We start from the raw sequence: 16,084 nt of genomic DNA, 5'->3' as shown, positions 1-16,084 counted from the left end.
CTCGCCCAGGTCAGCGGGACGGGTGGGCGGACGGGGCGCCGGCGCGGTGGGACCGGCGCAGGGCCAGGGCGGCGAGGGCCGCGGCGAGCGGGCCCAGGACGAGCGCCGCCGCGCCGCCGACCACTCCGTTGCCGGTGCCGGGGCCGCCGTCGGCGACGGAGAGGTTCACCACGCCGACGGCTGTTCCGGCCAGCCCCGCCGCCAGGGCCTCGAAGGCGCCTCTCCTCCGGGCGCCCCGGCGGGCCGGGGCGGTGAAGCGGGTGAGGACGAGCGCGCCGAGGACGACGCCGCCAGCGCCACCAGGGCGCCGGCGGTTCCGACGAGGCGGCCGGTGGTCAGGTCGTAGGCGTCGGCGGCGAGCGGCCGGGCCGAAGCGCGCACGATCGCGGGCGCGGCCGGCACGGGGTGTACGGACACGGGGTACTCCTTCTTCTCGTACGGGTGGTGCTCCTGGGCACCGCACCGCCCGATCCTGTCCGCCGGGCCCCTCGCCGGTCGTCCCTCGGAGGGAGGCACTTCGCGCTGCCGTCGGCGGCGTACGCGGCTGCCGCGAGGGCGGCAGGGGACGCGCGCGTACCGCGAGCGCGGTAGCCGGCCGCTCCTCCACGAGCCGGACGCCCCGTTCGCGGGGCGGCCCTTAGGGTGCGCGCATGGGCATACGACGCTTCGGTGTGCCGGCCGGGGCCGGGGACTGGGTGCTCGCCGGGGGCGTGGCGGCGCTGATGCTGCGCGACGGCTGGTCCGGGCCGCACGCCGGGGCGGGGCCCGGTCCGCTCGGCGCCGTACTCCTCGCGGCCGGCGGCCTGGCGCTGGGGGCGCGCCGGAGGGCGCCGGTCGCCGTCCTGGCCGTGAGCGGTCTCTGTGCGGTGGGGTACCAGGCGGCCGGGTTCGACGTGCTCAGCGTCGCGTATCTGGTGGCGGTGTACGGCGCGGTGCGGGCCGGGTACCGCGCCGTGGCGTTGGCGGGGTCGGTGACCCTGCTGGTGGCGCTGCAGCTCACGGCCCTGGCGCTCCGCGACGGGCCGGTGGGCGAGGTGTCGGTGCGGGCCCGGGGCACGCTGGAACTGGCCTGGCTCGTCGCCGCGTTCGCCGCCGGGGAGGCGGTGCGGCAGGCGGAACGACGGGCGGAGGAGGCGGAGCGCACCCGGAAGGAGACCGCACGGCGCCGCGGCGACGAGGTGCGGCTGCACATCGCCCGGGAGTTGCACGACTCGCTCACTCATCAGATCTCCGTCATCAAGGTGCAGGCCGAAGTCGCCGTCCATGTGGCCCGCAGACGCGGCGAGGAGGTGCCGGAGGCCCTGCTCGCGATCCAGGAGGCCGGGCGGGAGGCGAGCCGGGAGCTGCGCGCGACGCTGGAGGCGCTCCGGGACGACGACACGGCTCCGCCCCCCGGGCTCGCCGACGTACCGGACCTCGTGGAACGGGCCGGCCTGACCGGTCTGGAGGCGACGCTGACGATCGAGGGGCGGCGGCGGGACGTCCCTGCGGCGGTGGGCCGGACCGCGTACCGGATCGTCCAGGAGTCGCTGACCAACGTCGTCCGGCACGCCGCCGCCACCACGGCATCGGTGCGGATCCACTACCGGCCCGACGCCCTCGCCCTGCGCATCGACGACGACGGCACGGGCGCACCCGGCCAGGTGGCCGGGCCCGGCGTCGGGCTGCTGGGCATGCGCGAACGGGTCACCGCCCTCGGCGGCCTTCTGTGCGCCGAACCGCGCCGCGAAGGCGGCTTCACCGTCCGCGCCGAACTCCCCGTGGAGCCGCCGCTGTGATCCGCGTCCTGCTCGTCGACGACCAGCCGCTCATCCGCAGCGCCTTCCGCGCCCTTCTCGACCTCGAGAACGACATCGAGGTGGTGGCCGAGGCCGCCGACGGCGCTGAGGGGCTGGAGCTGGCCCGGCGCCACCTGCCCGATGTCGCTCTCGTCGACATCCGGATGCCGGCCGTCGACGGCATCGAGGCGACCCGGCGCATCGCCGCCGACCCGGCCCTGGCCGGGGTGCACGTCGTCATCCTGACCAACTACGGCATGGACGAGCACGTCCTCGACGCGCTGCGCGCCGGCGCCGCCGGTTTCCTGGTGAAGGACATCCTCCCGGACGACCTTCTGCACGCGGTCCGCGTGGCCGCGCGGGGCGACGCCCTGCTCGCGCCCTCGATCACCCGCAGGCTGATCGAGCGGTACGTGTCCCAGCCGCCCGCCATCGGTCCGCGCAAGGGACTTGAGGTGCTGACCACCCGCGAACGCGAAGCCGTCGCCCTCGCGGCGCGGGGCCTGTCCAACGGCGAGATCGCCGGCCACATGGTGATCAGTCCGATGACCGCGAAGACCCACCTCAACCGGGCGATGACCAAACTCGGCGCCCGCGACCGGGCCCAGCTCGTGGTCCTCGCGTACGAATCCGGCCTGGTCGGGCCGCGCGGCTCCTGACATTCGCGGGGACCGCCGTCCCGTTTCCGCACGGCGCCGCGCCGGGAGCCCGCGTCGAGAGCCCCGTATATCTGTGCCGGCGGTCTCAGAATTTAATGGCCCGCACCGGGAGGCTTTCTGTCGCGACATGGGCGGGAAAATCCTTCACGCACATAATCCTCCCCGGCGTGCTACTGTCGAAGTCAGTTGCAGTTTTGGTACCCAAAGATTTCAAGCGCCTCGGGTCGGCCACATGCCGCAGAGGGGCGCTTCGTATTTCCGGTTTCCGGTCATTTCCGGGCAGGGCATCATCGCGGCGACACGGGGTCCGTAGAGTGCGGATTCCGGTGTACTGCCCCAAAGGAGATTGACATGGCTACTGGCACCGTGAAGTGGTTCAACGCGGAAAAGGGTTTCGGCTTCATCGAGCAGGACGGTGGCGGCCCCGACGTGTTCGCCCACTTCTCGAACATCGCCGCCCAGGGCTTCCGCGAGCTGCAGGAAGGCCAGAAGGTGTCCTTCGACATCGCTCAGGGCCAGAAGGGCCCGACGGCCGAGAACATCGTCTCCGCCTGACGCTGACGCGCGTTTCGTAGCTGGGGCCCGCATCCTTCGGGGTGCGGGCCCCAGTTGCTTGCATTTCCTGGTGGGCCATGTCCACGGGAACACACGGCCGAGGGGTGCGGCATCCTCGAAGCCGCAGCCGGCGATACGCCGGATTCGACCTCGCACCCCTTTTTTTCTTTGCGCGTACGCCGGCCCGGATTCTCCGTGGACCGCGCGCGCATGCCATTCGGTCCGTGCCTGTGATTCCCCGTGCCACTCTTTCGCTGGGGAATTCCTTGATGCGTGCCGTATCAAGGAAGGTTTCGCATGAACCCCACACGCACGAACAGCCGTTCCCCCCGCGCCCGTCGCGGTGACGGCCACGGCTACGACCCCGCCACCGGTGCCGCCCGGGGCGGTCGCCGCTCCTCGCCCGCCCCCAGCCGTTCCTCCCGCCCGAGCGGTTCGGGCGGCCGGCGGCCCGCCACGGTGGGGGGCGAGTTCGCCCTTCCCAAGACGATCACCCCGGCACTGCCCGCGGTCGAGGCGTTCAGCGGCCTCGACCTGCCGAAGAGCCTGCTGGCCGAACTCACCACGCAGGGTGTGACCACGCCGTTCCCGATCCAGGGCGCGACGCTGCCGAACTCCCTCGCGGGCCGGGACGTCCTGGGGCGCGGCCGGACCGGCTCCGGCAAGACGCTCGCCTTCGGTCTGGCCCTGCTGGCCCGCACCGCCGGGCAGCGCGCCGAGCCCCGGCTGCCGCTGGCCCTGGTCCTCGTGCCCACCCGGGAGCTCGCCCAGCAGGTCACCGACGCCCTCACCCCCTACGCCCGCGCGGCGCGGCTGCGTCTCGCCACCGTCGTCGGCGGGATGTCGATCGGCCGGCAGGCGAGCGCGCTGCGGGGCGGTGCCGAAGTCGTCGTGGCCACCCCCGGCCGCCTCAAGGACCTGATCGAACGCGGCGACTGCCGGCTGGACCGAATCACAACCACCGTCCTGGACGAGGCCGACCAGATGGCGGACATGGGCTTCATGCCCCAGGTCACCGCGCTCCTGGACCAGGTCCGCCCCGACGGGCAGCGCCTGCTCTTCTCCGCGACCCTGGACCGCAACGTCGACCTCCTGGTCCGGCGCTACCTCACCGACCCCGTCGTCCACTCCGTCGACCCCTCCCAGGGCGCGGTCACCACGATGGAGCACCACGTCCTGCACGTGCACGGTGCCGACAAGCACCGGCTGACGACGGAGATCGCCGCGCGCGAGGGCCGGGTGATCATGTTCCTGGACACCAAGCACGCCGTGGACCGCCTCGCCCAGCACCTCCTCGCCAGCGGGGTCCGTGCCGCCGCCCTGCACGGCGGAAAGTCGCAGCCGCAACGCACTCGCACCCTCGCCCAGTTCAAGACGGGGGACGTCACCGTCCTGGTCGCGACGAACGTCGCGGCCCGCGGCATCCACGTCGACCACCTGGATCTCGTCGTGAACGTGGACCCGCCGACCGACCACAAGGACTACCTGCACCGCGGCGGCCGTACCGCGCGGGCCGGCGAGTCCGGCAAGGTCGTCACCCTCGTCACCGACGCCCAGCGCCGCGACATGACCCGCGTCATGGCGGACGCCGGCATCGTGCCCCGGACCACCCGCGTCCGCTCCGGCGAGGCGGTGCTCAGCCGGATCACCGGGGCCCGGACCCCCTCCGGCGTCCCCGTGACGATCACCGCGCCCGCTCCCGAGCGGCGTACGCGCGGCACGTCCCCCGGCGGCCGGCGCAACCCGGCCGCGTCCGCCCGGCGCGGCGGGCGCCGGCCCGTCCGGAACGCGGCGGCCTGAGCTCCGCGCGGTCCGCACGCCCAACCATCCCCCCAGGAGGCACGTGGTGACACCGGTACAGAATCAGCCCCGTCCGGCGGACGCCGGCCCCGTCCCCCCGGCCCCGTCCGGCGCCGGCGCCGGTGCCGGCGCCCTGGACGCGGCCGCTCCGCGGGTCTGCGACGACATGACCGTGGAGGTCGCCCTCTCCGTCATGGCCAGTGCCCGAACCGGTCACCTGAGGATCTGCGACCACGACAGCGTGTGCACCGCACTGGTCACCCGCGCCCAGCTGACCGTCGTCCGCGAGGGACCCGCCTACACGGACCGGCTCCAGCTGCGCGACGTCCTCGGCGGCGGCCGTCCGCACACCGCGCCCGGCGTCCGGTCGGCGGAGCCGAGCACGCGCCCCGGTCGCGCCGGCCGCTTCTTCGTGGACGGGAGGGGCCGCACCGCGAGCGCCCTCGCCCCGGCCCTCTGAACTTCCTCCCCCGGAACCGTCCCCCTCCCCTTTCTCCCCCTGTGAGGCATCGTGCGCTGTGTCATCGCCCGCTTCCCGTTCGAGCTCACCAAGAACGGCGTCCTGGACTCCATGAAGGACATCAAGCCCGAGGAGGTCGTCGGCGGCTCCGTGACCATCGGGCGCCGCGCCTTCCCCCTCAAGCAGGTCGGCGAGGTCGTCACCGGCCAGGACCGCCGCGACTTCACCGCCGACGAGGTCTTCCGGGCGATGACCAAGCTCGGCTTCACCTGCCGCAGCGGCCTCCCCGCCCCGCAGCCCGTTCCGGCGCTCCACGGCGATGCCCGGCAGCCCGACGGCGGCCGTCCGCTCGTCTGACGGCCGCCCGGCCTTTCAGCGTTCCAGAACGACGGGCAGCCCCCGCACACAGGTGAGGGCCCGACCGGCACATGCCGGTCGGGCCCTCACGCGTACGCCATGGACTCCTCAGCGGCCACGGGCTCCTCGGCGGCCGTGGGCCCCTCGGGGCGGCGTCAGTGTTCGGAGTAGGTGAAGTCGCCCATGGTCCAGGCGCTGACGTCCGCGATCGAGACGCGGTACATCCCGCCCGTCTCCGGGATCCCCACCATGCCCTGGAGGATCCGCGCCATATGGAAGTGCAGGTACTCGGGCGGCCCGTCCCGGCGCGTGGGAGCGGTGAACACGGCGGAGAACTCGCCCAGCCGGGGGGAGTCCGTCAGGACCTCCGACACCCTCTGCCGCCACACGGCTTCGGGTGCCAGCCGGCCGGTGATGACAGCACCCCCGGCGACCACGGTCAGGGACATCTGGTTGCTGTGCCCGGACTCCACCAGGGTGGCGACGTCAACGAGCAGCTCGTCAGGCTTCGACATGAGAGCCGATCCTATGCACGGATCGGCCCGCCGTCCCTGGGGTGGTCGGTGACCTGCCGAGGAGGCGCCCGAAAATCTATCTCCGCCGCAGTAGACATTGGGTTGTGACCCGGCTAGCATTTTTCTCGTAACCCAAGAAGACAGTATGGCCCGGCAGAGATGGACTGCCGGTGGTGCAGGAAGTCGCAGGACGGTGCGGCGGTGGAGTTTCGAAGCCAGAGTTGTAGCGGAACGGCGACGGGACTGACGGCCGGACCGGGTGGCCCGCAGAGAGGGGCCGCCGGAGCGGGACCGCCGCCAGGACGGCGGCGGCACCCGCGAACGCAGTACGCAGGACCCGCTGGTTGGCAATCGATCACCGCAGAAGAAAGAAGGAGGAGCCCGCGCCATCAGGATCGCCCGGGACCGAGCCCACGGCCCGCCCGGGTACCGCAGGACATCGACAGCGAGGTGGTCTCCGGTCAAGCAACCGCGATCCCCGCGCGCCCGACAGCAGCCAGGTCGGAGCCGCGGATACAGAAGGCCGGTGCCGTGTCAGGGCCGGCAGGTGGTGTAGTAGTTCCTTCGGGGCCTTGGTGCCGTGTGGCACCAAGGCCCCTCCATGCGTTGCCCCACGACGTTCCACAAGAGAGGTGCAAGTGACAGCAGACGACTCGTACGGCCGTCTCGACGACGACGACTACCCCGCCTACACGATGGGCCGGGCCGCCGAGATGCTCGGCACGAGCCAGGGTTTCCTGCGCGCCATCGGGGAGGCCCGGCTGATCACCCCCCTGCGCTCGGAGGGCGGCCACCGCCGCTACTCCCGCTACCAGCTGCGCATCGCCGCCCGCGCCCGCGAACTGGTCGACCAGGGCACGCCCATCGAGGCCGCCTGTCGCATCGTCGTCCTGGAGGACCAGCTCGAAGAGGCGCAGCGCATCAATGCCGAGTACCGCCGCGCCGCCGAATCGGCGGAGCCGCCGGCCGCGGACTGAAGCGGTGCCCACCGGGCACCGCCGGCCGCGCCCCTGCGGTCCGCGCCCCCTGCCTCACGGCGCGGTCATTCCCCCTTGTCCTCCGCGAGCGTGTGCGCGACCAGCGCGTTGGCGTGGCCGTGGCCGAGGGCGTGTTCGGTCTTGAGCCAGGTGACGAGTTCCCCGTGCTTGGTGAGGGGGGAGGAGCGGATGAGGTCCTTCCAGTCGGAGACCGGGCGGCCGTACGTCTTCTCGATGGAGGGGAAGTAGCTGGCGGGGCCCTTGACGGCCGGGGTGTTCGTCATGCTGGGTCGACTCCTTCGGGAGAGGTTGACGTGCCTGGCCGGATCCAGCCGCCCCCGCCGAGGGCGAGTCGGCTGAGCGGGTTCCGGGCTCCGGGTTCCGGGTTTCGTTGGTGTCGCTCCTTTGACCGAGGGGTGTCATCGGATTCATCGGCGAGGACCGAGTGACCTGTGTCACAGGGCGGACCGCGCGTCTGCGGCTGTGGACACCGCGCTTTCCGGCCACCTGTGACAAGCCCGGGGCGGCGCTCCGGTGCCGCGCCTACCCTGAGGGTGGAGGACACCGCCTGCCCAGGGAGCCCTGCATGGACCCGATCACCGCGGCCGCCCTCACGGCCCTGGCCGGCAGTGTCGGTGGCGATGCGGGCCGGCAGGCGTGGCAAGGGCTGACGGCGCTCGTACGGCGCCCGTTCCGTCGCGGTTCGGCGGACGACCCCCGGCCCGATGCCGATCCCGGTATCAGCTCGGGGGAGCCGGAGCTCACGGCGCTCGCCGCCCACCCGGCGGACCCGCTCCGCGCCCAGGCTCTGGCGACCGCGCTCGGTGTCCGGGCGGCATTGGACGGCGAGTTCCGCACGCTGCTCGACGCATGGTGGCAGGAGGCCCGGCGCGAGGCGGGCGACGAGATCCACAACTCCATCAGCGGCGGCACGCAGAACGGACCCGTGCTCCAGGGGCGGGACTTCACCAGCCCCACGTTCCATCTCGGCCGGGACGCCACCGAGTGACGGCGCCACGTCACTCCGGTTAGCACCTCTCCCTCTTCTTCCCCCTCCGCTCCCTGTCCACGGCTTCGCCCTGCCCTGGTCCATGGGCCGTTCGGGGCCGACAGCGCTGTGCAAGGTTCTCGCAAGGTCCGGTCGAGCCTTCCGTCCCCCCGGCCGGGCATGTCGTTCACGGAAGCGATTCCAGGCACTCGAAACGACTCAACAGGGGGACGCCATGTCGGCGTTGAGCACCACTGGTTCGGGATCGAGTACGACCGTGGCGGGCAGGTTCGCCTCGGGCACGGACGGGGACGGCGTGGCGGCGGGCGGCGCGGAGGGCGCCGGGACCGGGGACGGGCCCGAGGCGCGGCAGTGGCTGACGCTGGTCGGACGGAAGAAGGTGCTGGCGGTCATCCACACGGTGACGTACGGGAAGAGGCTCCTCGACGTCCTGTCCCTCCTGGAGGCGGACTTCCGGCTCCAGGTGCTGTTCACCGCGCCGCCGCACGCGTTCGGTGACGACGTGCCCGCCTTTCTCGCACGGCTGGGGAGCGTGGTGCTGCCGTGGGAACAGGCGACCCGCATGTCGTTCGACCTGGCGCTCGCGGCCGGGCCGCGCGGTGTGCAGGACATCGACGCACCGCTGATCACGCTGCCGCACGGGGCCGGCTATCTGAAGCGGGTCGTCGGCGGGGCCGGCGCGGGCGTGGCGGGGCTGCGGCGGCAGGACCTGCTCCCCGGCGGCCGGGCGCCGGCCGCCGTGGGCGTGCCGCACCGGGACGAGCTGCGCGAACTGGCGCGCAGCTGCCCGGAGGTGCTGCCGCTGGCGCATGTCATCGGTGACCCCGCGCACGACCGGATCACGGCGAGTCTGCCGTTGCGGGCGGCCTACCGCCGCGCGCTCGGGATCGTCGAGGGCCAGCAGCTCGTCGTGGCCGTGTCCACCTGGGGGGCCGATTCCGCCTTCGGGCGGTTCGACGCGCTGCTGCCCCGGCTGATCGGGGAGCTGCCCTCGGGCCGCTACCGCACGGCCCTGCTGCTCCACCCCAACGTGTGGGCCGGGCACGGCGCCTACCAGGTGCGGTCGTGGCTGGCGCGGTGCGCGCGGCTGGGGCTCGGGGTCGTGCCGCCCGAGGCCGACTGGCGCAGCATTCTCATCGCGGCCGACGCGGTGATCGGCGACCACGGCTCGGTCAGCATGTACGCGACCCTGACCGGGGTGCCGATGCTGCTGGCCGCCTCGCCCGAGCACGAGATCAACCCCGCGTCCCCGGCCGCGGCCCTCGCCGCCCAGGCGCCGGCGCTCTCCCCCACCCATCCGCTGTCGGACCAGCTCGACTACGCGCGACTGGAGTACCGGCACGAGGACTACGCCCCGATCAGGGCGCGCATCACCTCGGAGCCCGGCCGGTTCAACCGGAACATGCGGCGGCTGATGTACCGGCTCCTGGGGATCGGCCAGCCCGCCCACGAGCCCGTGACCGTCACGCTGCCGAAGCCGCCGCCGCTGACGACCTGGACACCGGGGTACGGGGAGGTCTCGGCGTGAACCGCTTCGTGAGGGTCGAGGCCCGGCCGTTCCCGGAGGTGCTGTACGCGCACTGCTCCGGCGGGTCGCTCCGGGTGCGCCTGGGGCCCGGCGGCCACGGGCACCCCGTCTCCGTCATCGACGAACACCTCGTCGTCGACACCGACGCCTGCCGGGACGGCTCCCTGCTGGACTGCGCCGATGTCCTCCAGGCCAGTCGGGCCCGTTCCGTCACCGGGGCACGCCGCCTCCTGGCCGAACTCCTCTCCGCCCACCCGGCGTGCGGCCTCGCCGCCGTCCCCCTGGCCCGCGCCGACACCCCGGCGGACGGCTGCGCCGGGGGGTGCGACAGGGGCGGCGAGTGCGACGGGGGCGCCGCCGTCAGCGGGCGCCACATGCACGACGGGTGCGACAGGGGCAGCGCCGTCGGCGGGGCCCACCTGCCCGGCGGCTGGGCTCTCGCGTGCGGTGCGGACACGGCCGGCGGCATGGTCGTCGTGGACTGCCGTTCCGGAACGCCGTCAGCGGGGGCCGCCCTCGCGGGGCAGTCGCTGCTTCCGTCGTGCCTGCACGCGTGGCTGGTGGCGGGGAGGGCGCTTCGGGAGTGGCCGTACGCCCGCGAAGCGCCGTTGCCGCTCTGACGGTGCGCGTGGGCGGGCCCTCGGGGTGCCCGTACGCCCAGGAGGCGCCGCTGCCGCGCTGACCGCCCCACCCCCGCCCCCGCCCCGCCGCTGACGAGGGGAGTGGGGGCGGGGAGGTGCCGAGGGCGGGGAGGCGCCGAGGGCGGGCCGCCGACGGCCGTGGACCGGGGCCGAGGGGAATCCCCCGCCCACCGTCACCCGCCCGCGTCGCCGCCCCCGCCCCCGTCGAGACGGCGCGCGTCCACCGGGCTGGTTGCCGCGAACAGCTCGCGGGCGCGGGCCAGGAGGTCCGCCGCAGCGGGCTCGTCGCCGCGTTCGGCCGCGCTGTCGCCCAGCATCTCCAGGGTGCGCGCCTGCCAGAAGGCCGCCCCGGACGCGGTGAAGACCGCCAGCGCCTCGTTCATATGCGCCACGCCCTCGGCGTACGCCCCGGCGCGGACCCGGGCGCGCCCCAGGAACGCCAGCGACCGCGCGGCGTCGTGAGGATCGTTGACGGCGACCAGCGCGGCATGGGCACGGGCGAAGCAGTCGGACGCCTCCTCCGGCTCTCCCGCCGCGAGCGCGATCTCGCCGAGGGTCGTACGGGCGAGGGCGGCCCCCCTCGGGTAGCCGCACTCCTCCCACACGGCGATGGCACGGTTCAGATGGGCCACGGCCTCGTCGGGCCGGCCGGCCTCGCGGTGGCACGCCCCGAGCCCCATCAGCGCCTGGCCCTCGTCCCGGACGTCCCCCGCCGCACGGGCGGCGGCCAGCGAGTCCCCGTACCAGGCGGTGGCCTCGTCGGTACGCCCCGCCGCACCGAGGCCGATGGCGCCCGAGTTGAGCATCTGGCGCTCGGCCTCCCCGTTCCCGGCCCGGCGGGCGGCGTCGAGGCCGATCTCGTGGGCCTCGATCCACTCCTCGTAGTGGCGTAATCGGAGAAAGAGCGGCCACAGGGCGTCCGTCAGCATCCAGCTCGTGTCGTACCAGCCGCTCCGCGAGGCGAGCCGGACGGCGTCCAGGAGCTGGGTCCGGTGGGCGTCGAGCCAGCCGAGCGCCGCGACGTCGTCGTCGAAGGGCAGCGGAAGACCCGGGCCGGGCCGGTGGACGTAGACCCGGGGCAGGGTGAACTGCGCCGGGGTCAGGCGCTGTTGGGCGGCGGTGGCGGTGAACAGACTCCAGTCGCAGAAACGTCTCAGCGCCTCCTCGCGGGCCGCCTCCGTGTCGTCCCGCGTCGCGAGGTCGTGCGCGTGGATGCGCAACAAGTCGTGGAGGCGGCAGCTGTCCGGGCCGACGTCCTCCACGAGGTTGGCCTCGACCAGCTCGTCCAGGCGGCGTTCCGCCCAGTCCAGCGACTCCCCGCAGGCCGCGGCGGCGGTCAGGGCGTCGAAGGTCCGCACCGGGAGCAGGCCGAGCGTCCTGTAGAGACGTGCCGTGTCCCCGCTCAGTACCGCGTACGAGGCGTCCAGGGCCGTGCGCACCGATGTCTCCCCCTCCACTTCGAGGGCGGCCAGCCGGTCGCCCCCGGCGTTCCGGGCCAGGGCGTCGGCCAGGGCGCCCACCGACTGCCTCGGCCGGGTCGCGAGCCGGGCGGAGGCCAGGCAGACCGCGAGCGGCAGCCCCGCGCAGAGCGCCACCAGCCGCCGCACCGAAGCGAGTTCACCGGCGACCCGGTCCTCGCCGATGCCCCGGGTGATCAGCTCGACGCCCGCGTCCGCGCCCAGGGCGTCGAGCTGGTGGAAGCCCGCTCCCTGCATGCGCAGCCCGGTCAGCCGCCTTCGGCTGGTCACGACGACCAGACCGTCCGCCCCGCCGAGGAGCAGGGGTCTGATCTGGGCGGCCGTGAACGCGTTGTCCAGCATGACCGCGATCCGCCGGTCCGCCGTGAGGGAACGCCACAGCGCGCCCCTTTCCACCGGGTCCGCCGGGGGCGGTCCGGCGCCGAGCGCGCGGAGGAACTGGCCGAGGATCTCCGACGGCCCCACCGGCGCGCCCCCCGAATGGCCGCGCAGATCGGCGTAGAGCTGCCCGTCGGGGAATTCCGCGCTCAGGGAACGCATCCATTTCGACACGAGTGTCGTCTTCCCGATTCCCGCCTGACCGCTGACGACGATCAACGGCATTCCGTTGCCCCGAAGATCGTCCAGGGCGCCGAGATCGGCCGAGCGATCGGTGAAATGCGGTGGTACGGGGAGCAGTTGACGCGGAGGGGGGTGCGCGGCCGGAGCCGGGGGCGCCGCCGGAGCGGGATGGAGGTGAATTCCCCCGTGCACCTCCCGGGCCTGAATGGTGGGGCCATTGATCGTCGCGTCGCCACCGATCTCGTTCCGGTGCGGCCCCGATGAGGCCGCCGTCGCATCGCTCAACTCTCCGCCCCCGCAGATCCCTTGGCGATTGGCCCGAACTCCTTCGCGTTCTACCCCGAGTCGCCATGGAATGACCGTCAGAAATGAGCCGGATCGCCCGTGCACGCAGGCACCGTATAGCGGAACTCACTTCCCGGTGCCATGCTCATGCTTCATCCGACGGACCAGCGGGGGCGCTGGTGGACATCCAGATTCTCGGACCGGTGGGCCTGCGTCTGAACGGGCACTGGCTGGCGCTCGGATCGGACAAGGAACGGGTGCTGCTGGCCGCGCTCGCTCTCGACGCGGGGCGCCCGGTCGCCATCGGTGAGCTGATCGAACGGCTCTGGGACGGCGATCCTCCCGCGCGTGCCCGGGAGAACACGCACACGTACGTCTCGCGGCTCCGCCGGCGGCTGCACCCGCCCGACGCGGGACCCGACGCCCCCGCCCTCCTCGGGCGGGCCCACACGTACACCCTGATGACCCCGCCCGGTGCCGTCGACCGCCGACGCTTCCAGGACCTCGTGGACGCGGCCCGCGCCGAGACCGACGACGCCCGCGCGGTCGCGTCCCTGGCCCGAGCGGAGGCCCTGTGGCAGGGCGAGGCGCTGGCCGGCCTCCCGGGGCTCTGGGCCGCGACGGTACGGCGGACGCTCGCCGAGTCACGGCTCGCGGCCAGCACCTCGCGCCTCGCGGCCGGGCTGCGGCTGGGCCGCTACGCCGACCAGATCGCCGAACTCTCCGCGCTGGTCGACGCCAACCCCGGCGACGAGACGCTGCTCGGCCTGCTGATGGTGGCCTACTACGGCAGCGGCCGCTACGGCGACGCCCTGCGCGTGCACCAGCGGGCCCGTAAGACCCTCATGGCGGAGTACGGGGCGCTCCCCGGCGCGGAGTTGAACCTGATCCACCGGGGGGTGCTGTCCCGCGTTCCGGTCCGGGAGCTGGTGGAGGGGGGCGGGGGTGGTGCGACGGGGCCGGCGGGAGCGGCGGACGCGGGCGCCAGGTCGGCTCCGGCTCCGGCTCCGGCTGCGACCTCCGCCCCTGCTCCTGGTGCCGGCCCCTCTCCGGCTCCTGCCGGGTCTTTGGCCGAAGCCCCGGCCCCGGACGATGCCCAGGAAGAGTCGACCGGACCCGCGACGACGTCCTCGCACGGGCCCGCCCCCGCACAACCCGTCGCCACCCCGGCTCCCACGGCCCCGCCGTGCCGCAACCTCCCCCTGCAGCCGCCGCTCGTCGGCCGCCGGGCGGAGTTGCGGGCCCTGGTCTCCGCGCTCACGAGGAACGACGCGGGCGACGGCTCGGTCGTCACGGTGGAGGCGGTCTCCGGGATGGCCGGGGTGGGCAAGACCGCGCTGGCCGTGGCCACGGCCGAGTTGCTCGCCGAGCGGTATCCGGCCGGGCAGTTGTACATCGACCTGCGGGGCCACTCGCCGTCCGAGGAACCGCTGACGGCACGTGCCGCGCTGGCCACGCTGCTGCGGCTGCTGGGCGCCCCCGCCTTCTCCATCCCGGCCGAGCTGGAGGGACGTACGGCGCTGTGGCGGACCATGATGGCCGAACGCCGCATGGTGGTCGTCCTGGACGACGCGACCGGCCCCGAGCAGGTCATTCCGCTGCTGCCCAGCGGTTCGCCGTCCCTCACGATCATCGCCAGCCGCCGGCATCTGTCCGGGATCCCGCACGCGCTCTCGGTGCCGCTCGACGCGCTGCCGGAGGAGGACGCCATCGCGCTCTTCCGCGGCTTCGCCGGCGAGGAGCGAACGCGCGACACCATGGAGACCCGCCGCATCGTCCGCCTCTGCGGTTGTCTGCCGCTCGCCATCGAGCTGGTCGCGCACCGCTTCCGGGCCCGTACGTCGTGGACGCTGACGGTCCTCGCGGAGCGCCTGGCCCGGAGCCCCGGACGGCTCGCCGAGATCCACAGCGCGGACCAGGAACACGAGATGGCGCGGGCGTTCGCCCTCTCCTACCGCACGCTGACCCCGCAGCAGCGGACCGCCTTCCGGCGTCTCGGGCTCCATCCCGGGCCCGACTTCACCGCAGCGGCCGCGGCGGCCCTGCTGGGGACGGAACAGGACCGGGCGGAACGCCTGCTGGAGGCGCTGCTCGCCTGCCACCTGCTGCGCGAGCCGGTACCGGATCGCTACCGCTTCCACGATCTGCTCCGCGAGTACGCCGCCGGGCTGGCGGCCTCGGAGGACGGCGAGGAGGACCGCCGCCTCGCCGTGGACCGCCTCACGGCGTTCTACGTCGTGGCCGCGGACCGGGCGGACCGGATGGCCTACCCCCGGCGCGTCCGGCCCGCACCGCCCGCGCCGCCCCCGCCGCTGCCCCCGCCGCTCTGGCCGGACCCCACGGCGGCGCGCGCCTGGCTGATCGCGGAGCACGCCAACCTCCTCGCCGTCGAGGACCATGCCCGCAGGACCGGCGCCCACGAGGCCGCCGCCCGGCTCGCGTGCAGCGTGGCGGGGTTCCTCCAGACCGAATGCCACTGGCAGGACGCGACGAGGCTCCTCGCCCATGCCGTCGCCCACTGGGACCGGGCGGACGGCGGCCACCCCTCCGAACTCCGCCACGCCCTCATCGACCTCTGCGCGGCCAACGCCAGCATCGGTGAGTACGCGGACGCCGCGACGGCCGGCGAACGCGCCCTGGACCTCGCCCGCGCGTGCGGGGACGCGGGCGCGGAGGCGGAGGCGCTGCGGGTGCTCGGCACGTTGAACTGGCATCTGGGGAACAATCGGCAGGCACTGACGCTCCTCCAGGAATGCTTGACCCTCAACCTTTTGCACGGGGATATCTGGGACAAGGCGCGCAGCCGGAACAACGTGGCAGTCGCCCTGTTCCTCGCCGGCGAGCCGGATCAGGCCCTCGCGAACTTCCACGGCGCCCTTCGCGACTTCAGAAGGGCGGATGATCCGGTCGCCGCCGGCAAGGCGCTCAACAACATCGGAGAATTGCAGCTGCAATCCGGGGAGCGGCAGGGCGCGCGACACTCTTTCGAAGAATCACTCATCCTTCTGGAGGTCGGCGGCAGCGCATATGACCGCGCCACCGTACAGAGGAACCTTGCCGAGACGTTGATCGATTCGCCCGACCCCGCAGCCGCCCTCCCCGTCCTGAACACGGCCCTTTCCGTATTTGTCAGACTGAGCGACCGCAAGAGTCAGGCCGAAACCCTCATCAGCCTGGGAAAGACTCATGGACGCCTGGGGGACGCGGGCGAGTCAATTCGGCATTTCCGGGAAGCGCTGACGATCGCCCAAGCCATCGGTGCTTCTCATTACGTGATCCAAGCCCATAACCTGCTGGCAGAAGCGCACATCAAGGCCGGCAACCTCCACGCGGCGCGCGGCGACCTTCACCTCGCGCTGGAGCTGGCACGGCACCACAGCCCGGCAGACGCGCGCACCATCAGCCGCCGCCTGGGGGAAGTCGAGCGGGAACACATCCGGGAAGTCCGGCGCCAGGTCTGAGCGCCCAGATCTCGCGGAAT

General features: G+C 73.5%; 15 protein-coding genes. 11 read left to right on the top strand and 4 right to left on the bottom strand.

Going from position 1 to position 16,084, the window contains the following annotated elements; translation table 11 throughout:
• Positions 1 to 10: 10 nt before the first annotated feature.
• Positions 11 to 463: a DUF6223 family protein gene (locus ACWCXC_RS03615; protein ID WP_450886348.1), complete on the bottom strand. Its 453-nt coding sequence runs from the start codon at positions 461 to 463 to the stop codon at positions 11 to 13.
• 187 nt (positions 464 to 650) lie between these two features.
• Here ACWCXC_RS03615 and ACWCXC_RS03610 point away from each other — a divergent pair, with 187 nt between their 5' ends.
• From ACWCXC_RS03610 to ACWCXC_RS03585, 6 genes are all read left to right on the top strand, one after another.
• Positions 651 to 1,778 carry a sensor histidine kinase gene (locus tag ACWCXC_RS03610; protein WP_450886346.1) on the top strand — a complete coding sequence of 376 codons (1,128 nt, stop codon included), beginning with the start codon at positions 651 to 653 and terminating at the stop codon, positions 1,776 to 1,778.
• Positions 1,775 to 2,437, top strand: coding sequence for a response regulator (locus ACWCXC_RS03605; protein WP_450683029.1), 663 nt, complete (start codon positions 1,775 to 1,777; stop codon positions 2,435 to 2,437). The genes ACWCXC_RS03610 and ACWCXC_RS03605 overlap by 4 nt, the downstream gene beginning before the upstream one ends.
• Before the next feature lie 351 nt (positions 2,438 to 2,788).
• A complete protein-coding gene (locus tag ACWCXC_RS03600; RefSeq protein WP_030323642.1) occupies positions 2,789 to 2,992 on the top strand; it encodes a cold-shock protein in 204 nt (67 codons plus the stop codon).
• 297 nt (positions 2,993 to 3,289) lie between these two features.
• Entirely contained in the window at positions 3,290 to 4,792 is a 1,503-nt protein-coding gene (locus tag ACWCXC_RS03595) for a DEAD/DEAH box helicase (protein WP_450886343.1), read from the top strand.
• 46 nt (positions 4,793 to 4,838) lie between these two features.
• On the top strand, positions 4,839 to 5,252 hold the full coding sequence (locus tag ACWCXC_RS03590) for a CBS domain-containing protein (protein WP_450886341.1): 414 nt from the start codon (positions 4,839 to 4,841) through the stop codon (positions 5,250 to 5,252).
• Positions 5,253 to 5,303: 51 nt separating this feature from the next.
• The gene (locus ACWCXC_RS03585; protein ID WP_450683026.1) at positions 5,304 to 5,609 is read left to right on the top strand and encodes an SCO5918 family protein; all 306 of its coding nucleotides are present in this window, start codon (positions 5,304 to 5,306) and stop codon (positions 5,607 to 5,609) included.
• Positions 5,610 to 5,764: 155 nt separating this feature from the next.
• Here the strand turns inward: ACWCXC_RS03585 and ACWCXC_RS03580 are convergent, their stop codons facing one another.
• Positions 5,765 to 6,124, bottom strand: coding sequence for a hypothetical protein (locus tag ACWCXC_RS03580; protein WP_450683025.1), 360 nt, complete (start codon positions 6,122 to 6,124; stop codon positions 5,765 to 5,767).
• 638 nt (positions 6,125 to 6,762) lie between these two features.
• Between ACWCXC_RS03580 and ACWCXC_RS03575 the strand changes: the two genes are divergently transcribed.
• Positions 6,763 to 7,101 (top strand): MerR family transcriptional regulator, encoded by a 339-nt coding sequence (locus tag ACWCXC_RS03575; RefSeq protein ID WP_450683024.1) that lies wholly within the window; start codon positions 6,763 to 6,765, stop codon positions 7,099 to 7,101.
• 65 nt (positions 7,102 to 7,166) lie between these two features.
• Here the strand turns inward: ACWCXC_RS03575 and ACWCXC_RS03570 are convergent, their stop codons facing one another.
• A complete protein-coding gene (locus ACWCXC_RS03570) occupies positions 7,167 to 7,385 on the bottom strand; it encodes a DUF4287 domain-containing protein (protein ID WP_450683023.1) in 219 nt (72 codons plus the stop codon).
• Positions 7,386 to 7,687: 302 nt separating this feature from the next.
• Here ACWCXC_RS03570 and ACWCXC_RS03565 point away from each other — a divergent pair, with 302 nt between their 5' ends.
• The 3 genes from ACWCXC_RS03565 (at position 7,688) to ACWCXC_RS03555 (ending at position 10,258) form a co-directional block, all read left to right on the top strand.
• On the top strand, positions 7,688 to 8,110 hold the full coding sequence (locus tag ACWCXC_RS03565; RefSeq protein WP_450683022.1) for a hypothetical protein: 423 nt from the start codon (positions 7,688 to 7,690) through the stop codon (positions 8,108 to 8,110).
• 214 nt (positions 8,111 to 8,324) lie between these two features.
• Positions 8,325 to 9,638: a hypothetical protein gene (locus tag ACWCXC_RS03560; RefSeq protein WP_450886337.1), complete on the top strand. Its 1,314-nt coding sequence runs from the start codon at positions 8,325 to 8,327 to the stop codon at positions 9,636 to 9,638.
• Positions 9,635 to 10,258, top strand: a complete 624-nt coding sequence (locus tag ACWCXC_RS03555) for a hypothetical protein (protein WP_450886335.1) — start codon at positions 9,635 to 9,637, stop codon at positions 10,256 to 10,258. The genes ACWCXC_RS03560 and ACWCXC_RS03555 overlap by 4 nt, the downstream gene beginning before the upstream one ends.
• Before the next feature lie 194 nt (positions 10,259 to 10,452).
• On the opposite strand, the gene ACWCXC_RS03550 is transcribed toward ACWCXC_RS03555, so the two are convergent.
• Entirely contained in the window at positions 10,453 to 12,297 is a 1,845-nt protein-coding gene (locus tag ACWCXC_RS03550) for a tetratricopeptide repeat protein (protein ID WP_450886333.1), read from the bottom strand.
• A gap of 485 nt (positions 12,298 to 12,782) precedes the next feature.
• Between ACWCXC_RS03550 and ACWCXC_RS03545 the strand changes: the two genes are divergently transcribed.
• The gene (locus ACWCXC_RS03545; RefSeq protein WP_450886331.1) at positions 12,783 to 16,064 is read left to right on the top strand and encodes an AfsR/SARP family transcriptional regulator; all 3,282 of its coding nucleotides are present in this window, start codon (positions 12,783 to 12,785) and stop codon (positions 16,062 to 16,064) included.
• Positions 16,065 to 16,084: the final 20 nt, after the last annotated feature.

It is taken from the genome of Streptomyces sp. NPDC001515 (genome assembly GCF_053597115.1).
Note: the sequence above shows the minus strand (reverse complement) of the source record. Positions and strands in the feature narration are given on the sequence as shown.